Source organism: Yinghuangia soli (assembly GCF_021502675.1).
Lineage (GTDB): Bacteria > Actinomycetota > Actinomycetes > Streptomycetales > Streptomycetaceae > Yinghuangia > Yinghuangia soli.
Map to the genome: position 1 here is coordinate 1 of NZ_JAKFHA010000067.1, position 19696 is coordinate 19696.

Annotated in this window: 20 protein-coding genes; 12 read left to right on the forward strand and 8 right to left on the reverse strand. The window is 72.7% G+C overall.

Translation table 11 applies throughout. The annotated features are described in order from the left end of the window. The 3 genes from LZ495_RS42850 to LZ495_RS42860 all read left to right on the forward strand — a co-directional run. Positions 1-538 (forward strand): class F sortase (locus LZ495_RS42850; protein ID WP_235058693.1); only part of this gene is annotated, 538 nt, incomplete at its 5' end. Between the two features lie 62 nt (positions 539-600). Continuing rightward, entirely contained in the window at positions 601-1146 is a 546-nt protein-coding gene (locus tag LZ495_RS42855) for an RNA polymerase sigma factor (RefSeq protein WP_235058694.1), read from the forward strand. Further along, a complete protein-coding gene (locus LZ495_RS42860; RefSeq protein ID WP_235058695.1) occupies positions 1133-1924 on the forward strand; it encodes an anti-sigma factor in 792 nt (263 codons plus the stop codon). The genes LZ495_RS42855 and LZ495_RS42860 overlap by 14 nt, the downstream gene beginning before the upstream one ends. 38 nt (positions 1925-1962) lie before the next feature. Here LZ495_RS42860 and LZ495_RS42865 read toward each other — a convergent pair whose 3' ends face one another. The 4 genes from LZ495_RS42865 to LZ495_RS42880 all read right to left on the reverse strand — a co-directional run bounded on the left by LZ495_RS42865 (position 1963) and on the right by LZ495_RS42880 (position 5348). After that, positions 1963-2409 carry an SRPBCC family protein gene (locus LZ495_RS42865; protein ID WP_235058696.1) on the reverse strand — a complete coding sequence of 149 codons (447 nt, stop codon included), beginning with the start codon at positions 2407-2409 and terminating at the stop codon, positions 1963-1965. Next, positions 2346-3134 (reverse strand): DUF1365 domain-containing protein, encoded by a 789-nt coding sequence (locus tag LZ495_RS42870; RefSeq protein WP_372498728.1) that lies wholly within the window; start codon positions 3132-3134, stop codon positions 2346-2348. Before LZ495_RS42870 ends, LZ495_RS42865 begins: the two co-directional genes overlap by 64 nt. Beyond that, positions 3131-4432, reverse strand: coding sequence for an NAD(P)/FAD-dependent oxidoreductase (locus tag LZ495_RS42875; RefSeq protein ID WP_235058697.1), 1302 nt, complete (start codon positions 4430-4432; stop codon positions 3131-3133). The genes LZ495_RS42870 and LZ495_RS42875 overlap by 4 nt, the downstream gene beginning before the upstream one ends. 163 nt (positions 4433-4595) lie before the next feature. Further along, positions 4596-5348 (reverse strand): nitroreductase family protein, encoded by a 753-nt coding sequence (locus LZ495_RS42880; protein WP_235058727.1) that lies wholly within the window; start codon positions 5346-5348, stop codon positions 4596-4598. Positions 5349-5470: 122 nt separating this feature from the next. On the opposite strand from LZ495_RS42880, the gene LZ495_RS42885 reads away from it, so the two are divergent. Beyond that, the gene (locus LZ495_RS42885; protein ID WP_235058728.1) at positions 5471-5989 is read left to right on the forward strand and encodes a VOC family protein; all 519 of its coding nucleotides are present in this window, start codon (positions 5471-5473) and stop codon (positions 5987-5989) included. Positions 5990-6018: 29 nt separating this feature from the next. Here LZ495_RS42885 and LZ495_RS42890 read toward each other — a convergent pair whose 3' ends face one another. Next, positions 6019-6534 carry a DUF4383 domain-containing protein gene (locus LZ495_RS42890; protein WP_235058729.1) on the reverse strand — a complete coding sequence of 172 codons (516 nt, stop codon included), beginning with the start codon at positions 6532-6534 and terminating at the stop codon, positions 6019-6021. A gap of 135 nt (positions 6535-6669) precedes the next feature. Between LZ495_RS42890 and LZ495_RS42895 the strand changes: the two genes are divergently transcribed. From LZ495_RS42895 to LZ495_RS42915, 5 genes are all read left to right on the forward strand, one after another. Beyond that, positions 6670-7707: a MerR family transcriptional regulator gene (locus LZ495_RS42895; protein WP_235058730.1), complete on the forward strand. Its 1038-nt coding sequence runs from the start codon at positions 6670-6672 to the stop codon at positions 7705-7707. Positions 7708-7778: 71 nt separating this feature from the next. Further along, positions 7779-9545, forward strand: a complete 1767-nt coding sequence (locus LZ495_RS42900) for an SDR family oxidoreductase (RefSeq protein WP_235058731.1) — start codon at positions 7779-7781, stop codon at positions 9543-9545. Positions 9546-9690: 145 nt separating this feature from the next. After that, entirely contained in the window at positions 9691-11049 is a 1359-nt protein-coding gene (locus LZ495_RS42905) for a nucleotidyl transferase AbiEii/AbiGii toxin family protein (protein WP_235058732.1), read from the forward strand. 242 nt (positions 11050-11291) lie between these two features. Further along, positions 11292-12665: a hypothetical protein gene (locus LZ495_RS42910; protein WP_235058733.1), complete on the forward strand. Its 1374-nt coding sequence runs from the start codon at positions 11292-11294 to the stop codon at positions 12663-12665. 93 nt (positions 12666-12758) lie between these two features. After that, positions 12759-13787 (forward strand): NADPH:quinone oxidoreductase family protein, encoded by a 1029-nt coding sequence (locus LZ495_RS42915; protein WP_235058734.1) that lies wholly within the window; start codon positions 12759-12761, stop codon positions 13785-13787. Positions 13788-13832: 45 nt separating this feature from the next. Here LZ495_RS42915 and LZ495_RS42920 read toward each other — a convergent pair whose 3' ends face one another. Beyond that, positions 13833-14390, reverse strand: coding sequence for an anthrone oxygenase family protein (locus tag LZ495_RS42920; RefSeq protein WP_235058735.1), 558 nt, complete (start codon positions 14388-14390; stop codon positions 13833-13835). Between the two features lie 131 nt (positions 14391-14521). Further along, entirely contained in the window at positions 14522-15715 is a 1194-nt protein-coding gene (locus tag LZ495_RS42925) for an amidohydrolase family protein (RefSeq protein WP_235058736.1), read from the reverse strand. 216 nt (positions 15716-15931) lie between these two features. On the opposite strand from LZ495_RS42925, the gene LZ495_RS42930 reads away from it, so the two are divergent. Together LZ495_RS42930 and ppk2 are read left to right on the forward strand one after the other, a co-directional pair. Beyond that, positions 15932-16783 (forward strand): hypothetical protein, encoded by an 852-nt coding sequence (locus tag LZ495_RS42930; RefSeq protein WP_235058737.1) that lies wholly within the window; start codon positions 15932-15934, stop codon positions 16781-16783. A gap of 283 nt (positions 16784-17066) precedes the next feature. After that, positions 17067-17942: a polyphosphate kinase 2 gene (gene ppk2 / locus LZ495_RS42935; protein ID WP_372498729.1), complete on the forward strand. Its 876-nt coding sequence runs from the start codon at positions 17067-17069 to the stop codon at positions 17940-17942. 128 nt (positions 17943-18070) lie between these two features. On the opposite strand, the gene LZ495_RS42940 is transcribed toward ppk2, so the two are convergent. Next, positions 18071-18337, reverse strand: a complete 267-nt coding sequence (locus tag LZ495_RS42940; protein WP_235058739.1) for a hypothetical protein — start codon at positions 18335-18337, stop codon at positions 18071-18073. Between the two features lie 508 nt (positions 18338-18845). On the opposite strand from LZ495_RS42940, the gene LZ495_RS42950 reads away from it, so the two are divergent. Then, on the forward strand, positions 18846-19646 hold the full coding sequence (locus LZ495_RS42950) for an FG-GAP repeat domain-containing protein (protein ID WP_235058740.1): 801 nt from the start codon (positions 18846-18848) through the stop codon (positions 19644-19646). The last annotated feature ends 50 nt before the right edge of the window (positions 19647-19696 follow it).

The following is a 19696-nucleotide window of genomic DNA, read 5'->3' on the forward strand; positions in this document are numbered from 1 at the left end:
GGCCTCGGCGGTGCCGCCGCCGTCGGCCGCCCCGGAGCCGCCGCGGGATGCGGTGCCCGGGCCCGCGCAGTCGGACGGGCCGCAAACACCGCCGACCGCGGTCCGGGTCCCCGCACTCGGCCTGTCGGCCCCCGTGGTCGCCGTGGGCGTGGCCCCGGACGGGCAGACCGAAGTCCCGCCCGACGGCCGCACCGTGGGCTGGTACCGGTTCGGACCGCAGCCCGGGGCGCCGGCGGGCTCCGCGGTGCTCGTGGGGCACGTCGACACGGCCGACGGACGGCTGGGGGAGTTCGCGAAACTGGACGGCATCAAGACCGGCGACCGCGTCCTCGTGCAGCGCGCCGGCGACGCAGCGCCGCTGGCGTACCGGGTCACCCGTGCCGAGACGACCGCCAAGAGCGGCTTCCCGGCCGCCGACATCTTCCGCCGCGCCGGACCGCCGCAGCTCGTGCTGGTCACCTGCGGGGGCAGCTACGACCGGCAAGCGGGCGGCTACCAGGCCAATTTCGTGGTCACGGCCGTGCCGGAGGCGCCATGAACACCGGAACATCCTTTCCGGGGTCCGCGGTCCTCGGCAGTCCCGGCAGTAGGGTGGCGCCCGTGGACCACCTCGACGACGTCGACGTCGCCAAAGCCTTCGCGGCCGGCGACAAAGCGGCGTTCGCGGAGGTCTACCGGCGCTGGGGAGCACTCGTCTACACGGTGTGCGTACGCTCGCTCGGCGACCCCGCCGAGGCCGAGGACGTCGCCCAGCAGGTCTTCGTCTCCGCTTGGCGCGGGCGCGCCACCTACCGGCCCGAGGCCGGCACCCCGGCCGGATGGCTGGTCGGCATCGCCCGGCACCGCATCGCGGACGCGCACGCCGCCCGGGCCCGGCGCGCCGACCCGACCGACGCGGAACCGGTCGCGAACGCGGAACTCCCGCACGACGCCGACGTCGTGGACCGCGTGGTGGTCGCGGACGCGCTGGCCCGGCTCGGGCAGCCGCAGCGCCGGATCCTGCAGATGGCCTTCTTCGGGGACCTGACGCACACCCAGATCGCGGAACGCCTCGGCCTGCCGCTCGGCACGGTCAAGAGCCACATCAGACGCGGCCTCGGCCGCCTACGGGGCCGATTGGAGGAGGTGGACGATGAGTCACCCTGACCCGGCGACGCTTGCGCTCGCGGCACTCGGCGAGGAGATCCCCGGCGCGGACCGCGACCACATCGCCGCCTGCCCCGAATGCGGGGCGGAACTCGCCGAGCTCCGCGGCGTCGTCCGACTCGGCCGCGGCATCCACCCCGAGGACGAACCGTCCGCCCCGCCGCCCGGCCTGTGGCAGCGCATCACCGGCGAACTCGGCCTGGACGCCGCCGATCCGCAACCAGCCGCCGCGCCGTCCGAGAACGGGCAGTCCGAGAACGGACGCACGGCGGCAGGCACCACGACCACGGCCAGGCCCGATCGGGACGCCCATCCTCGGACCCGCCGGTTTCGGGTACGGACGGCACTGGCGCTGGCCGCCTCCGCCGCCCTGATCGGGGCCGGCATCGGCGTCGGCGGCACGCTGTGGGCCACCGGCGACGACACCCCGCGCCCGCGCATCGAGGCCCAGACCCGGCTCGATCCGCTGCCCGCGCACCAGGCCGTCGGCGCCGCGTTCGTCGACGCCCCGTCCGGCGGCGAGTCCGCGCGGCGGCTCATCGTCCGGGTGTCCGGCCTGGCCCCGCAGCCCGGCTTCTACGAAGTGTGGCTGCTGGACCGCGATGCGAAGAAGATGATCGCCCTGGGCATCCTGCCCGTCGACGGCGAAGCGTCCTTCGACCTGCCCGCCAACCTCGACCTGGACGGCTACCCGGTCGTGGACGTCTCCGTGCAGGCGTACAACGGCTCGCCCGAGCACTCCGGCAACAGCGTGGTACGCGGGACCCTGCCCGGCTGACGCCGCACCCGGCCCCGCGTACCCGTCGGCTCGCCCGGTCAGTCCCGCGCAGCCGCCACCGCGAGCGGCATGGTCACGACCAGCTCGTCGCCCAGGCGCTCGAACTCGCGGCGCAGGAAAGGGTCCGCGAGCCGGGCCAGGCCATGGAAGCGGACATGGGCCCGATAGGTGACCTCCGTCGCCGCACCGTCGTCGCCGCACGGCGCGAACGTGAGATCGTCGGTCGAGGTCGCCGTCTTGTTGGTGCCCACGAAGGTCAGCCGGCGCGGCTCCCAGCGGGTCAGCTCGTACACGAGCTCGGTGCGCCGCCCGCGGAACACCGAGACGTTGCGCCACCGCGAGCCCTCGCGGACCGGTCCTGTGCTGGTGCGCGTGCATTGCAGTGTCCCCGGGTCCCAGTGCACCGCGTGTGCGAAGTCCTTCAGGTAGTCGACGACTTCGTCGACCGGGCGGGGGATGGTGAAGGTGCGTGCGACGTCGACCATGGGGTCGCCTCCTGGCGAGAGCAGCCGCGCGGGACCACCGGGACACGGCGCAGCCACAGGGCGATGCCGTGCCGGCGGATGCCCGCGGTGACCTGGTGGGGCATGAGCGGGTGCCGGACCAGCACGCGCAGGAACTGGCCCGTGTTCGCGGGGCGCCGCCGGCCGCGCCACAGCGCGGTGAAGGCGACGCGCCCGCCGCGGCGCAGCGTCACGGCGATGTCGAGCCGCGCGCCGGGCTCGGGGACGCGCATGTCGTAGTCCCCGTCGACCTCGAGGAACGGCGACACGTAGAACGCCTTCGCGGTACGTGCCCGTCCCAGCGGGTCCGGGTGCAGCAGGTAGGGGTGGTGCTCCCCGTAGGTGTTGTGGACCTCGGCGATCACGCAGGCCAAAGTGCCGTCCCGGTGGTGGCACCAGTACAGCGTCAGCGGATTGAACACGTAGCCCAGGACCCGCGCATTGGCCAGCATGAGGATCCGACCGCCGGCCACGTCGATGCCGCGGGCGGCCAGCCACGCCTCGACGTTGGCCCGGATCGGCAGCGCCGGGTCGCCCATGTGGTCGCGCGCCTCGAACCGCGCGAACGGCCGGAGCCACCGGGGGAGCTCCGGAGGGTGGTCCAGGTCGACCAGCCAGGTGTAGCCGCGCGCTCGGAAGGCCCGATGGAAGCGCTCCTTGCGGACGTGCACGACCTCGGTGTCGAACAGCGCGCTGCCTGCGGTCACCACACCACCCCCAGCGAGGCGGCCGCGCGTACGCCCGACGCGCACCCGTCCTCGTGGAATCCCCAGCCGTGGTAGGCGCCCGCGAAGGCGGTGCGCCCGTCGGCGAGCCCCGGCAGGTCGCGCTGCGCGGCCACCGACTCCGGCGTGAACACCGGATGCCGGTAGACCATGCGGGCGACGACCGAGTCCGGGCGCGGGCGGTCGGTCGCGCCGAGCGTGGTGATGTACCCGGTGGACTCGTCGAGGCGCATGAGCCGGTCGAGGTCGTAGCTCACCAGCACCCGGTCCCGGTCGGTGCCGTCGCGGCACGCGGTCTTGAGGTAGTTCCACGACGCGCGGGCGGCCGGGGCGCGGGGCAGCAGCGCGGCGTCGGTGTGCAGGCAGGCGTCGTTCCTGGCGTACCGGAACGCGCCGAGCACCGCCTGCTCCTGCGGGGTCGGATCGGCGAGCAGCCGCAGGGAATCGTCGGCGTGCGCGGCCAGGACCACCGCGTCGAACCGGTACGGCCGGTCCGCGTCGTCGCGCACCTCGACACCGTCCGGTCCGCGCCGGACCGCGCGCACCGGGGTGGCGACGTGGACCGCGGACAGGCTCTTGACCGCCAACTCGACGTACGTCCGGGACCCGCCGACCACCGTCTTCCACACGGGCGAGCCGCTGACCCCGAGCATGCCGTGGTTGTCGAGGAACGCGAACAGGTAGGCGGCCGGGTACCTGCGGCTGTCCTGGGTGCCGGTCGACCATACGGCCGAGACCAGCGGCATCGCGAAGTGGTCGACGAAGTAGTCCGAGTAGCCGCCGTCGTCGAGGAACCGGCCCAGCGTGACCGGCTCTCCGCCGCGGTCGCCGCCGGGCGCGGCGAGCAGGGCGCGGGCGGCGCGGTGGAACCGCACGACCTCGCCGAGCATGCGCAGGTAGCGCGGATTGACGCAGTTGGCGCGCTGCGCGAACAGCCCGCCCGCGCGGCGCGCCCCGGCGTACTCCAGTCCGCAGCCCTCGCACCGGACGCTCATCGACATCTCGGTGTCCTGCGTGCGCACCCCCAACTCCCGGAAGAGCCTGATGAGATGCGGGTACGTGCGCTCGTTGTGCACGAGGAACCCGGTGTCCACGGGCACGGTCCCGCCCGACCGCGCGGGGACGTCGTGCGTGTGCGCGTGCCCGCCGAGCCGGTCGTCGGACTCGAAGAGCACCACGTCGTACGCGCGCTGCAGCAGGTACGCCGCGGTGAGGCCGGAGACCCCCGAGCCGACCACCGCGACTCGCGGCCGCGCTCCGAGGGCGTGTCGTCGTCGCATGTCAGCCGGTTCGGTGCCGGAAGCCTTGCGGATTGCCCGGCTTCCGCCCGGGGGACGGCGCTTGCGTGCGGTGCATGGCCATCGGCTTGCCTCTTCCGGTGCGTGCCCGAGCCTTCACTTCCTCTTCCGGCCGGGCACGGCATCCGGATGCACCCGGCGGGACTCAGGCTTCCTTTTCTCGGTCTCGTTCTCCGTCTCGTTCTCCGTCTTGTGCCTCGTCTTGTGCCTCGTCTTGGCCCGGGCCCGGCAGCGGCGCGCCGTCGAACCGGTCGAACGTCACGAACTCCTCGACCGGGCGGCGGGTCAGCCGCCGCGGATGCCGCTCCGGGACGCCGATCGCGAGCATCGCCGCGACCGCGTACGGCGCCGGCAGCCCGAGCAGTTCCTTGACCTCCGCCTCGCGCCGGCACAGGAACGTCGTCATGACTCCGCCGAGCCCCTCGCTGCGCGCCGCCAGCAGCACGTTCTGCGCGAACGGGTAGACGGACCCGCCGCCGACGATGCTCTGGCGCGGCAGGTCCCCGTCGGTGACCGCGAGCTTCCGCAGGTCGACGGCGAGGACGGCGACCACCGGGGCCCTTTCGAGCTGCTCGATGAACCTGTTGTCCGGTACGGGGGCGGCGAAGTCGACGTCGGCCGGCGGCCCTTGCCAGTGCCCGTCCTCGCCCGGGGCGAACGGCACGCGTCCGGCGATCGCATACGCCGCGTACTCTTCCCAGCCTGCCCGGGACAGTTCGCGCAGCCGCTGCCGCACCTCGGCCGAGCGCGCCAGGACGACGTGCCAGCCCTGCCGGTTGCCTCCGCTCGGTGCGAAACGGGCGAGGTCGAATACCCGCGCCAGCGTCGCATCGGGCACCGGCCGGTCCGTGAAGCGGCGGACCGCACCGGTGGTGCGGACGACATCCGCGAACTCCATACCGCCTCCTGGCATCTTGCGCGTGGCCCTGTGCCGCCGGCGTTCATTTGCCGTGAATCACCGGATCCGTCCCTGGTCGGGCCTAGTCTGGGACACCAGGTGACCGGTCCGGAGGAGACACGATGCCACAGCCCGAAGGCACCGAATTGGAGCGCGTCCGCGCCCGGCGCGACGAGCTGCGGGACCGCTACCTGCTCCCGCCCGGGCAGCGCGCCGCGCCGGTGACCCGCGGGGTCCACCATGCGGCGTTCATCTGCCGGGACGTCGAGGAGACCATCCGCTTCTACCAGGAGTTCCTCGGCTTCCCGCTGGTCGAGATCGTGGAGAACCGCGACTACGCGGGGTCCAGCCACTTCTTCTTCGACCTGGGCCGCGGCAATCTGCTGGGCTTCTTCGACTTCCCCGGCCACGACCACCCGCCGTTCGGCGAGACCATCGGCGGCATCCAGCACTTGGCGCTGTCGGTGGACGCGGACGCATTCACCCGGCTGAAGGATGCCCTCGACGCCGCCGGTCTGGCCTACCTGGGGCCGGACCGGGGCGTCGACGACAGCCTCTACATCGAGGACCCCAACGGCTTGCGCGTCGAGTTCTACCGCGAGGAGCCCGGGGTCTTCCTCGGGGAGCGCCTCGTCGAGTAGCGGACGCTTGCCGTTGTCCACCTTGTGGCTCACTGCGTCAGGGACGGGCGCGGGCGACGTGCGGCGCGGGCCTCGGCGGCGGCCTGCTCGGGGTGCCGGGCCTGCCAGTACGGGTTGTCGTGCGGCAGGTTGCCGCTGACACGCCCGTAGAGCCCGAACGTCAGGACCATCAGGCCGACCAGGAAGCTAAAGATCACGTTCGGCATCCGGAAGGCCAGGAAGTTCGTGTCCTTGCCCAGCAGGGCGAGGTTGACGAACCCGCTGACGATGAACAGGACGCCGACCGCGGTGTTGACGGTCGACGCCGTATTGCCGCCGATCACCGCGCCCGCGATCAGGATCACGCCGAACACCACGGAGACCGTGCTGAGCGCGCCGTTGGTGTTCAGGCCCGCCACCGTGTCGCCCTGCGTGTCGAAATACGCCAGCTGGTCCGCGAAGCCCAGGCACCCGAAGACGAGCAGCACCAGGCCGGTCAGACCCCCGCCGAAGCGGTACACCCGGCTGAGCTTGTGGTCGGTCGGGAGTTCGTCGGAGAGCTTCATGGGGATCCTCCGTTGTCCGGGGCCGCGGCTGCGGCGGATGCGGTTCGGCTCTCCCCTCCAGCATCCGCGGGTGTACGCTTGATGCAAGTTGAACAGGTAATGCACTGATTTGTTCGGTGCGCTGGGAGCAGGACCGTGGGCAGCCGTACGACAGCGGCGGGCGCTGCGGAGCCGGGCGGCTCGTTCGGCATCGGCGCGGCGTCCCGGCGCCTCGGCGTGGCGGTGGCGACGCTGCGCAGCTGGGACCGCAGGTACCGGATCGGGGCCACCGGGCTGAGCCCGGGCGGGCACCGCCGGTACACCGAGGACGACCTCGCCCGGTTGGCGCACATGTGCCGGCTGATCGATACGGGCGTGCCGCCGGCGGAGGCGGCCGCGCTGGCGGTGGCCGGGGACGCGCCGGCCCCAGCCCCCGCTTCCTCCTCCTCCGTGCCGGTGCCGGAAGCCGCGGCGGTGTCGCCGACGGCCCGCGCGGGCGGCGGCGCGACGCTGCCGCTCGGCAGGCCGTCCCCCGGACGCGCGGGGCAGGGGCTGGCCAAGGCCGCGATGCGCCTCGACCCGGTCGCGATCGGCGGCCTGCTGGACCAGGCCCTCGCCGCCGACGGCGTGATCGCCACCTGGGAAGACCTGGTCGTCCCGGTGCTGTTCGGGATGGGCCGCAAGTGGGAGTCGGCCAACGCCGCGCCCGGCGGACGCGGCGGCGGTGGCAGCGGCCACGGCATCAGGTACGTCGAGGTGGAGCACCTGCTGACCTGCTGCGTCTCCGCGGCACTGCAGCGGGCCGCGTCCCGGACGCCCCCGCACCCCGAACCCGGCGCCCGCTTGGCGCGCGGCGTCCTGCTGGCCTGCACGCCGGACGAGCACCACACCCTCGCCCTGGAGGCGCTGGCCGCCGCGCTCGGGGAACGCGGCGTTCCGGTAAGGATGTTCGGAGCATCACTGCCGCGCGCCGCCCTGCTGCAGGCGGTACGCCGCACCGGCCCGGCCGCCGTGGTCCTCTGGTCCCAGACCGCGCGCACGTGCGACCCCGAGAGCCTCGACGCGCTGCGCGAGATACCGCGGACCGCAGTGATGCCGCTCGGCCCGGGATGGCGTGCCGCGGGGACGGACCCGCTCCCGCCCGTCCCGAGGGACTTGCGCACGGCCGTCGCCACCCTGGCCGGCGGCCCCTGAGCCGGCGACGGCGAACCCGGCACAGAAGCCTTGCGGACTGCCCGCCCCCGAACCCCCGCGGAGGAAGCACCATGAACCCCACCGGCAGCGGAACCGGACCAGGGACGCCGAAGCCCGCCGCGGCGAAAGGCCCGGCCGAGGGCGGCCCGGCCAAGCGGCCGGACGCATCGGGCCCGGCCGAGCAGCCGGACACGTCCGGCCCACCCGAGCAGTCAGACGTGCTCGGCCCGGCCCACCTGTCCGACGCGTCCGATGTATCCGGCGGAGTCGGCCCCCTATGCCTGGTCACCGGCGCGACCGGCTACATCGGCGGCCGCCTCGTCCGCGAACTCCTCGCCGCCGGATACCGCGTCCGCTGCCTCGCCCGCGACCCCGGGCGGCTCCGGGACCTCCCGTGGCGCGACCGCGTCGAGGTCGTCCGCGGCGACGTCACGCGGTCCGAGACCCTCCCCGCGGCACTCGAAGGCGTCGACGTGGCCTACTACCTCGTCCACGCCCTGGGCACCGGATCGGACTTCGAGAAGACCGACCGCGCCGCCGCCGAGGCGTTCGGCGCGGCCAGCCGCACCGCGGGCGTCGGGCGCATCATCTACCTCGGCGGCCTGGCACCCGCCGGGATCCCGGCCGCGGAACTCTCGCCCCACCTGCGGTCCCGCGCCGAAGTCGGCGACATCCTGCTGGCCTGCGGCGTCCCCGCGGTCCACCTGCGTGCCGCGGTGATCATCGGCTCGGGATCCGCGTCGTTCGAGATGCTGCGCCACCTGACCGAGCGGCTCCCGGTCATGGTGACGCCGACCTGGGTGGGCACCCGCGTCCAGCCCATCGCGGTCCGCGACGTGCTGCGCTACCTCGTCGGCGCGGCCGCGCTGCCCCCTTCCGTGAACCGGGCGTTCGACATCGGCGGCCCGGAAGTCCTCACCTACCGGCGGATGATGGAGCGCTACGCCACCGTCGCACGCCTGCCGCGCCGCCTCGTCCTGCCGGTCCCCGTCCTCACCCCGTCGCTGTCGAGCCTGTGGGTCGGCCTGGTCACCCCCGTCCCGGCCGGCATCGCGCGGCCGCTCGTCGAGTCGCTCCGCCACGAGGTCGTGTGCCAGGAAAAGGACATCGCCGCCTACGTGCCCGACCCGCCGGGCGGCCTGACGCCGTTCGACGACGCGGTGCGCCTGGCCTTGCTGCGCATCCGCGACGCCGACGTCTCCACCCACTGGTCCTCCGCCGCACTGCCGGGCGCCCCCAGCGACCCGCTGCCCTCGGACCCCGACTGGTCGGGCGGCACCGTCTACCAGGACCGCCGCAGCCGCGCCGTCGCGGCACCCCCGGCCGCGCTGTGGCAGGTGATCGAAGGCGTCGGCGGCCGCAACGGCTGGTACTCCTTCAAGCTCGGCTGGGTGGTGCGCGGCGCCCTCGACCGGCTCTCCGGCGGCGTCGGCCTGCGCCGCGGCCGCCGCGACCCGCACCGCCTCCGCATCGGCGACGCCCTGGACTTCTGGCGCGTCGAGGACATCGAACCCGGCCGCACCCTGCGCCTGCGCGCCGAAATGCGGCTGCCCGGCGTCGCATGGCTCGAACTCCACTCCGACGGCGCCCCCGACGGCAGCTCCGTCTACCGGCAGCGTGCGATCTTCCACCCGCGCGGACTGCTCGGGCACCTCTATTGGTGGAGCGTCGCGCCTTTCCACGCCATGGTGTTCGGCTCGATGGCCCGCAACATCGCCGAACGCGCCGAACGCGCCGAAAATGCTGAGCGCGCCGAACAACCCGCCCCCGCCCGTGCGTCCACTGCGCCGTCCGGAGCGCCCTCGCCACCGCCGTCCGACCCGTCGCCCCCGGCCTGAGCCGCAGGCCCGCCGCAGCCGGACCGCGGCCCACGAGCTGCGGAAAATCCCCGGCGCTTGTCGGTCCTGGCTGGCACGCTCGGTGCGTGCCGGCGGCGAGGGACGTCCCGGTCGCAGCGGGACCGACGAGAAGGGCCGACCCCATATGACCGACGACATGGCCGTGGAGATGAACGGCGGCGAGGCCGTGACGCCGTGGGACGAGTTGGAGTGGGGGCCTTGGCCGGTGACGGCGGTGCTGTCGCAGACGCCGCCGGACCCTTCCCTGCTCGGCGGTGACGAGGGACTTCCGGTCACCCTCACGGTGATCCGCGGCGAGGGGATCCTGCAGCGGCCGGTGTTCGACCCGTCGCTGATGAGCTACTCCAAGGCGATGCGGGCCGGGGAGCCGCAGTTCGCGTCCCCGGAGCTGGCCGCGCGGTGGCATGAGGCGCGCTGCCAGGCGCTGGACGACGTCATAGCGGCGATCGCCGGCTCGCGCTGGGCCGGCAACCTGGTGCTGCGCGGCAGCATCCTGCTCAAGGCCTGGTACGGGGACGCTGCCCGCGAACCGGGCGACCTCGACTTCGTGGTGGTGCCGCAGACCTGGCTCATGACCGAGCCGCGCACCGGCCGCATGCTGGACGACATCGCGCAGGCGTCCGCCGCCGCGGCCGCCGAGCACGGCGTCGTGCGGATCGATGCGGAGAACGCGATGCGCGACGAGATCTGGACGTACAGCCGCGTCCCGGGGATGCGGCTCGTCCTGCCGTGGCATGCCGAGGGGCTGCCGTCGGGGACCGTCCAGCTCGACTTCGTCTTCAACGAGCGCCTGCCCGAGGAGCCGGAGTTCACCTCCGTCCCGGCGCGCGCCACGGACGAGACGGGGCAGCGGATCCTGGCCGCCACCCCGGCGCTGTCGCTGGCCTGGAAGCTGCTGTGGCTGCTGTCCGACCGGTACCCGCAGGGCAAGGACCTGTACGACGCCGTCCTGCTCGCCGAGGCCGCGCCACTGCCGCTCGGGCTGCTCATGCGGACCCTGGTCGCGGCCGAGCCGGAATGGGCCGGGCGCCGCTTCACGCCGGACGCGCTCGACGAACTCGACATCGACGAGGACGAACTCCGCAAGGACTACCCGGAGATCGCCGATGCCGTGGAGCCGCTGCGGCAGCGCCTGATCGCCGCCCTGGCCCCCACCTTCGCGGAGAGCGCCGCGCTGCCGGCCGCCGACGGCTACACCTGGCGGCTCGGCCACCTCGCCCCGCGGATCGCGCAGGCGCGCGAACTGCTGCAGAGCGAGGACGTGGACGCCGTGCTCACCTATGTGAGCGAGGAGTCCCTGGGGATGACGGAGTGCATCGTGGTGTTCCGGGAGGCGCTCGGTGCGGAGCGGTGCAGCCTCGAGGACGCCGCGGCGACGCTGCTCGAATTCCGGCTGCGGGGGATGAGCTCCGAGTCCTACTACCGGAGCCGGTTCACCACCTTCATCCAGCGGGCCGTCACCGAGCTCGGCGAGAACGTCTGACGGACGGCCTGACGGCCTGACGGCCTGACGGCCTGACGGCCTGACGGCCTGACGGCCTGACGGCCTGACGGCCTGACGGCCTGACGGCCTGACGGCCTGACGGCCTGACGGCGGGACGGATAGGCGGATAGGCGCGCGGACCGGCCAGGGGAGCGGCCGGTCCGCCCGGATCTGCCGTACTCGGATCATCGGATCATCGGTATGTGGACCGGCGGGGACGGCGGTCCTTCGAGGAGCGACGCGTGACCACCGAACTACCCACCCCGGCCGACCTCGTGCTGGCGCTCGCCGGGCCGGACCTCGCCGCGGCGGTGTCCGCCCGCCTGGCGGACCCGAACGCGGGCGCGGGCGAGGCGGACGACTCGTGCGCGAACTGCGGTTCGCCGACCTGCGGCAGGGGCACCGGCTACCGCCCCCAGCACGACCTGCGGTCGGCTGCGCAGATCGTCGCGGACATCTGGGGTGCGTCGGCCGAGGAAGAAGAGGGCCGGCAGGATGCCGCGGCGATGACGGCTGCCGGGATGCGCCGCACCGAGCCGGTGCGGGTACGCCCGCAGGTGCTCCGCGGCACGTTCGCATCCGAGTCTGAGCAGCGCACCGCGTCGCTCACGCCCGCCGAACTCGCGCTCCGGTCCGACCTGGGACCGGACGAACTGGCTTCCCTGCTCGCCCTGGACGACCCCGAGGTCGACGCCCGCTTGTTCGGCCGCTCGTTGCTGGACGACACCGAGCGCCGCCGCCTGCTCGACGGCATCCGGTCGGATGGCACCGCAGGCCCGGTGGGCACGCCGATCGTCGACTTGCTCTGGCGCCTCGACACCCTGCGCTTCCGGCGCCTCCTGCCGCTCGCCATCCGCTCCGGAGACCCCGCGGTCGCCGAGGTGGTCGTCGGCCGTGTCGAACTGCAGACCGAGTCCGGACGGTTGCGGCCGATCGTCGCCGTGTGGGCGCGGCACGGCGCCGAGGCGGCCCGCCGCATCCTGGAGTCCTCGTCGTATCCGGCCGCGCACGCCAAGGAGATCGCCCAGGCGCTGGCGGATCCGGACGGACTCGACGTGCTGCGGGCCCGCATCGAGGTGCTGGCGGATCCTGCGTCCATGATCCAGGCGATGCGCGGAGTCGAAGCCGACCGGCAGGCCGGGCACGTCGAGCAAATCGCTGCGGAAGGCGGTGAGTTCCCTTGGCCTGAGCTGGTGCGCGCGCATGCCGAAAAGCCGCTGCCCGCCACGTTGCACGGTGCTTTGGCCGCCGTGCCCGGTTGTCCGAAGGAGATGCTGCTCCTGTCCTTGCGGGCCGGGAGCGCGGACGACGACGGACGTGCACCTTGGCTGGACTCCGCTCTGGAGCAAGGGGTCCTGTCGCCTCGCGATCTGGTGGAGCACATGAGCCCGGCCGCCTCCGCGCTGGAGATCCTCGAAGGCCCGGCCGGCCACGACCGCCGGGCCCGCTGGGATGCGGCCACCGCGCGTGCCGACCTCGGCGTCCTGTTCCCGGCGGTGCTCGGCGAGCAGGCGGACGCTTGGGTGGTCGCGGTCCGCATGGTCGGCCAGTTCGCGGGGAACATCTGCGAGCTGCTCGACACCGCAGTGGCGATGACGCACGTCCCGACCGCGTAGCGGTACGGGACGCGACCGGTCGCCGGTGCCGCACTTCCCCGCGGGTGCTTAGCTTGCCGTCGATTGCCGGTTCACACGGAGGGTGGCTGGGTGATGAGGGCTTTGCGCTGCGAGGAAACGACCGTCCGGGATGAATCGGGCGGCCTCGACGGCCCGAATGGTCCCGACCGGTCGGACGGGTTGGCCGGCCTGGCGGTCCGGGAGGTCGCCGACCCGGTGCCGGGGGCGGGCCAGGTGCTGGTCGAGGTGAAGGCGGCCTCCGTCGACTTCGTCGACACGCTGATCGCCGCCGGGCGCTACCAGATCCGCGTACCGCCGCCCTTCACCCCGGGCAACAACCTGGCCGGGGTGGTGCGCGAGGTGGGGCCGGACTGCACGCGCTTCGCGGTCGGCGACCGGGTCCACGGGCTGGCTTTCGTGGGTGCCTTCGCCGAGTTGGCCGTGGTGCGCGAGCAGCAGCTGCGGGCCACCCCGGACGACTTGCCGTTCGAGTACGCCTGCCTGGCCGGCGTCCCGTACCGCACCGCGTACGACGCCCTGGTCGGCACCGCTGCCCTGCGTGCCGGGGAGAACCTGGTGGTCCTGGGGGCCTCCGGGGCGGTCGGCAGTGCGGCCGTCGCGATCGGCAAGGCGCTCGGCGCGCGTGTGATCGCCTGCGGATCGTCCCCGGCCAAGCTGGAGTTCTGCCGCAAGATGGGCGCCGACGAGGTCGTCTCGTATGCCGAGCCCGGCTTCAAGGAGGCGCTCAAGGCGGTGACCGGCGGGGGCGCCGACGTCGTCCTCGACATGGTCGGCGGCGAGTACTCCGAACCGGCGCTGCGCGCCACCGGCTACGGCGGCCGCTTCGTCGTCGTCGGCTTCGCGGCCGGCTCGGTGCCGCGCATCCCGCTCAACCTCGTCCTGCTCAAGGGCTCGATCATCCGCGGCTACGAGTTCGGCGACTTCGAGCGCCGCCACCCCGAGGAGGCCGCCGCCAACCGCGACGCCCTGGAGCGCATGCTCGCGGACGGCCGGATCGTCCCGCCCATCACCGGCCGCTACCCCCTCGAGCAGGCCGCCGAGGCCATGCGCACGGTCGCCGGCCGCGACAAGTACGGCGTGACCATCCTCCAGATGCCCTGACCGAACCGCCGTGCCGCCCGTCCGGCCATTTTTTCGCCTGACCGGCTATCCGAGGGTCCGGCGGGCGCCGCGGCGGAGGCGGGCGGCCTTGCCGAGTGCGGCGACGGCGGTGGCGGACAGGGCCGCGCGCACGATGTTCAGGGTGTTCCAGGTGTCCTCGAACTCGGCGCGTACGCCCACGGGGTCGGCGTCGCCGCGGGTGGCGAGGCTCGTGTTGAGGGGGACGTGGACGGCCAGGGTGATGACCAGGCCGACCGTGTACAGCGCGCCGCCGGCGACGATCCAGCGCAGTGCCGGGCCGCCGCCGGCGGTCTTCTGCTGCTTCCACGCGGCAGCGGCCGGCAGCGCGGTGGCGCCGATCAGCGCGGCGAGGAAGACCGGTGTCTCGACGATGCGGTTGGCCGTCTGCATCGCATCGATGAAGCCCGGGTCGTCCTTGCGTCCGAGCCGGGGCATCACGACGGCCGCGAACAGCGTGTAGACCCCGGCGACGACCGCGGTGCAGGCGATGCCGCCCAGGAGCATCCGGTCGACTGCGTCGCGGCGCGGACGCAGGGCAGGGGCGGCATCCGGCAGCGGCAGCGTGTGCTTGTTCGTCGTCATGCGACCAGCTTCGGAGCCGCGGGCTGGATGTCCCATGGCCGAGAAGCCGGAATGCATGTCCGATCGTCCGTCGGCCGTCGAAAGCCGGTGGTCAAAGCCGGTGGTCAAAGCCGGTGGTCAAAGCCGGTGGTTCAGTTGCGGGTGAACGCCGGGCTGTTGCTGTCCGCGGGGACGGAGTCCAGAGGCACGGCCAGTTCGGCGTGCGTGGGGCCGTACTGCGCGCCGAGGGTGTCGAGGTACGCGAGGTCGAAGCCGTACACCTCGGCCGCGTTCCCGGCCAGGATCCGCCGCATCTCGGCGGCGCCGGTCCCCGGGAACGAGCGGCGCAGCGATTCGCGCGTGTACGGATAGGTCGCCTCGTCGTGCGGGTAGTCCGAGCCCCACATGAAGCGGTCCAGGCCGATCTCGTGGCGGGCCTCGGCCTCGCTCGGGCTGGGGAAACTCGCGCCGACCCAGACGTTCCGCGCGAAGTACGCGCTCGGGGGCAGCGGCAGGCGGTCCTCCGGGTCGTACTTGAGCTCGCCGATCCGGCCGCTCGCCATCTGGGCGTGGTATTCGTCCAATTGGCGCAGCAGTGGCGGGATCCACGCGGCGCCCTGCTCGGTGATGACGAACTTCAGCCGCGGGAACCGGTGGAACGCGCCGGAGGCGAGCATCAGCGTCAGCGTCCGCCGGAAGAAGGTGGTGGCCTCGGCGATCCACAGGAACTTGGCCGCCGGGTAAGGGCCGTAGTCGGGGGAGCCCGAGCCGCCGTGGTTGACCACGACCAGGTCGAGGTCCTGGCAGACCGCCCAGAGCCTGTCCCATTCAGGCGCGTAGATGGGCAGGATGCCTGCGACGTCCGGCGGCGTGGTGGGGACGAGGATGCCGGCCAGGCCGTTCTCCTTGGCCCAGCGGGCCTCCGCGACCGCGTCGTCGACGTCGTTGAGGAAGACCTGCGCCAAGCCCGCGCGGCGCCCCCTGGCCGGGCCGCCGCACCAGTCGGCGAGCCAGCGGTTGTGCGCGCGGATGCCGGCCAGGCGCCGGGCGTACGAGCGGGCCGACGGCGGGCGCGAGACGAGCTGGCCGGTGGGGAAGAACGGCGGCACGGTGTTGGGGAAGACGACCTCGGCGACGATCCCGTCCGCCTCCAGCTCGGCGAGCCGCCGGGCGTCGTCCCAGTTGCGGGTCCGGCCGTCGCCCTGCAGGTCCCGGAACGGATTGGAGTACTTGCCGCGCCACGCGTCGAACTCCTCGTGCCAGGAGGAATCGAGGTAGCCGCGGTAGGTGTCCAGGCTCGCGCCGGCGTGGCCGTCGGCGGAGATGATCGTGTAGCGCTCGTCCATGCGTGCCCACCTCGTCGGTCCGGGTCGTCCGGGGTCATTTAGTGGACTGAGTCCACCATATTTTGTGGACTTAATCAAATAACTGGGAAGCGGGCGGAAGTCGGAGCGCTGCGGTGCTTCACCCCGTTGGCCGCGGCTGCCCGGGGCCCGTTCCGGGAACAAGGGAGGCGCCGACTCCGCACCGCGGGGCCGGCGGATGCGACGGGAGACACGCCGATGGTCACGGAGCGGTACGCGAGCGGGGTGAGCGCGACGCTGATCGCCGAGGGCAGACTGCCGCTGACCCTGGCGTTCGCCGCCTTCCTCGCGACGTTCCTGATCACCCGCCTGGTGACGCGCATGATCCGAGCCGGCCGCGGGCCGTTCCGCAACGTCAGCGCGGGCGGCACGCACATCCACCACGTCGTCCCCGGCATCATCCTGACGATGGTCGGCGGCTTCCTCGCGGTGGCGGCCGGCGCCCACACGGTGTCGCGGTGCATCGCGGCGGTCCTGTTCGGGATCGGCGCGGGACTTGTGCTCGACGAGTTCGCGATGATCGTCCACCTCGACGACGTCTACTGGTCGGAGCAGGGCCGCGCGTCCGTCGAGGTGACCGTGCTGGCCGCGGCCGCCGTGGGCCTGGCCATCACCGGATTCGTCCCGTTCGACGCCACCGGCCCGGACGGCACGGGCCCGGCCGACTACGCGTTCTGGGCGGTGTGGACGCTGATCATCGTCGGCGTCTCCGCGATCACCTTCGCCAAGGGCAAGTTCCGGCTGGGCGTGATCGGCATCCTGGTGCTGCCGGTCAGCCTGACCGGGGCGATCCGCCTCGCCCGGCCGAACTCGCCCTGGGCGCGGCGCTTCTACCGCGGTAAACCGCGCAAGCAGCAGCGGGCCGCCGTCCGCGCCCAGCGGCACGACGCCCGCTGGGCACCGCTACGCCGCCGGTTCGGGGACCTGGTCGCCGGAGCACCCGCCGAGGCCCCGGCTCCAGAGCCGAGCACGTGGCGGACGCGCCGGCCCTCGCACGCGGGCGGGGCGCACCGCTTGCGGCGCACGAAGGCGGCACCGCAGGGCAGCTGACGCGCGGCGGATGTGTCAGCCGGTCCAGGACTCCAGCGCCCCGCTGCTGTGACCTTTCCGCTCGTCGACCTCACCCGCTCGCTTGCCCCAAGCGGTGCAATACCGGCCTTTCGCCTAACGTAGGGGGGACGACTCGGGGCAGGAGCGAGGAGCCGCCATGCCCAGTCCCGAGGCTGCACAAAAGCGCCGTGCCCGCAAGGGGAACCTGGCGCACGGGGCCCGGCGCGGCGGGTCGTCCCTGCACGGCTTCGCGGTCGTGGACGAGGGCGGCCACGACGATCCGATGCTGCTGCACCCGGACGGCAGCCCGGTCCGGACCTGGCGCGAGGACTATCCGTACGACCGGCGCATGAAGCGCATCGAGTACGAGGCGGCCAAGCGCGTCCTGCAGATCGAACTCCTCAAACTGCAGTCCTGGGTCAAGGCGACCGGCCAGCGCGTGGTGATCGTCTTCGAGGGCCGCGACGCAGCCGGCAAGGGCGGCACCATCAAGCGCTTCACCGAACACCTCAACCCCCGCGGCGCGCGCGTGGTGGCCCTCGAGAAGCCGACCGACCGCGAGAGCACCCAGTGGTACTTCCAGCGCTACGTCGAACACCTGCCCTCCGCGGGCGAGATCGTGATGTTCGACCGCTCCTGGTACAACCGGGCCGGAGTCGAGCGGGTCATGGGCTTCTGCACACCCCGCGAGTACGTCGAATTCCTCTACCAGGCACCCGTGTTCGAACGCCTGCTGGTCCGCGACGGCATCCACCTCGTCAAGTTCTGGTTCTCCGTCTCCCGCTCGGAGCAGCGCCGCCGGTTCGCGGTACGCCAGATCGACCCCGTCCGGCAGTGGAAGCTCTCGCCGATCGACCTCGCGTCCCTCGACAAGTGGGACGCGTACACCGAGGCGAAGGAACTGATGTTCTTCCACACCGACACGTCCGAGACGCCGTGGACCGTGGTCAAGAGCAACGACAAAAAGCGCGCTCGCGTCGAGGCCATGCGGCACGTGCTGCACCGCTTCGACTACGACGACAAGGACACCGCGGCCGTCGGCAAGCCGGACAAGAAGATCGCCGGCCCCGCGTCCAAGCTTTTCGAATCAGGCGAACGCGAGGCCCGCATCCTCACCAAGAAGTCCGGCGGAGCCGCCGCCCCGAAGCGCCGCCGCTGACCCGCCGCCCCCAAGCGCCGCAACTGACCCGCCGCCCCGAAGCGCCGCCGATGACTCACCGCCTCCGGCAAACACCCGCGACCCTGCAAGCCTCTGCTCCCTCGCCCCGCTCCGGCCCAGAGACCACCTCACCCGCCACCACCCATCACCGGCTGCACACACCTCGAGAACACCGACGCCACGAAGTTCCCCATGTCCCCGGACCGGTAGAACGCCGCGCTCAGCTGGATCCGCGTATCCGGCTCGATGAAGCGCACCTCCGCCACATTGGGCCCCACCGGCTCCGCCGGCGTCACATCCCGCAACCCCGCCGCGGCCCACGCCCCGCGCAGCTCATCCAGATTCCGCTGCGCAGTCGCCTGATCGGTGAGGAACGGCCCATGCTGCCAACGCACATGGACCCTCCCGGTGGCCTCCCCCTTCCCGTCCACACACCCAGCCTCCCCGACCTCATCCCGCCGCACCCCCGCCCCATCCCCCCGAACCAACGGCGCCGACACCCCCATCAACCGCGCCACCCGCTCCCGAGTCTTCCCATAGGGAATCTCGGAAGTCTCCTCCGCACTCCCGGTCTTGCACCCCGCCACCACCAGAACCACAGCCACGCCCACCCACCCCAACTCCCGCCACGGCTTGGCCACTTGTCCCACCCCCGCCTGCCCGTCCGGCACCGCCTCCAAGGCCCCGCACGCTAGCGCTCCGAGACCCCGCGAGCTCGACTCGCGGGGTCTTTTCGTGCCCGGCGGCGCGTCGGGGCCGATGGGCGGGTGCGCTGGATCCCAAGGATTCCTGCGCCCGAGGCCAACGACCGATACCCGGCTCCACACGCACAGTTGGTGTGCCCGGCGGCCGGAGGTCGCCGCCGGGCTATGGACACGTCGGCTTTCGCATCGAGGAGACGCCATGATCGAGGCAACCAGCACCTCCCTACGCCGCGCCGGCGCGCGGGTCGGCAGCGCCGTCCGCGTCAGGCGGGCCGTCATCGCCGCGGCGGCGGTCGTCGCCGGCGCGGCCACGGTGCTTGCGCCCACCAGCGCATCGGCCGTGAACGTGGCGGATCGGTCCGAGGTGATCAGTAAGGAGAACGGCGGCCTGTTCACGTTCCTGAACAACGGCACCAACGCGAACGGCACCATCAACTGGGGCCCCAAGACCCAGAACGGCTGGGGCTGGAACGGCGCCGACGACAGCGTCTACTTCGCCGATCTGGACGGCAACGGCTGGTCGGAGGTGATCAGTAAGGAGAACGGCGGCCTGTTCTCGTTCAAGAACAACGGCGTGAACGCGAACGGCACCGTCAGCTGGGGCCCCAAGACCCAGAACGGCTGGGGCTGGAACGGCGCCGACGACAGCGTCTACTTCGCCGATCTGGACGGCAACGGCTGGTCGGAGGTGATCAGTAAGGAGAACGGCGGCCTGTTCTCGTTCAAGAACAACGGCGTGAACGCGAACGGCACGGTCAACTGGGGCACCAAGACCCAGGTCGGCTGGGGCTGGAACGGCGCGAACAGCAGCGTCTACTTCGCCGACCTCAACCTCGACAACCGGTCGGAGGTCATCAGCAAGGAGAACGGCGGCCTCTTCTCGTTCAAGAACAACGGCACCAACGCGAACGGCACCGTCAACTGGGGCACCAAGACGCAGATCGGCTGGGGCTGGAACGGCGCGAACAGCAGCGTCTACTTCGCCGACCTCCTGCCGTGACCCGCAGCGGGACCGCGCACTGAGAATCATGCACGAGGCGGGGGGGGGGC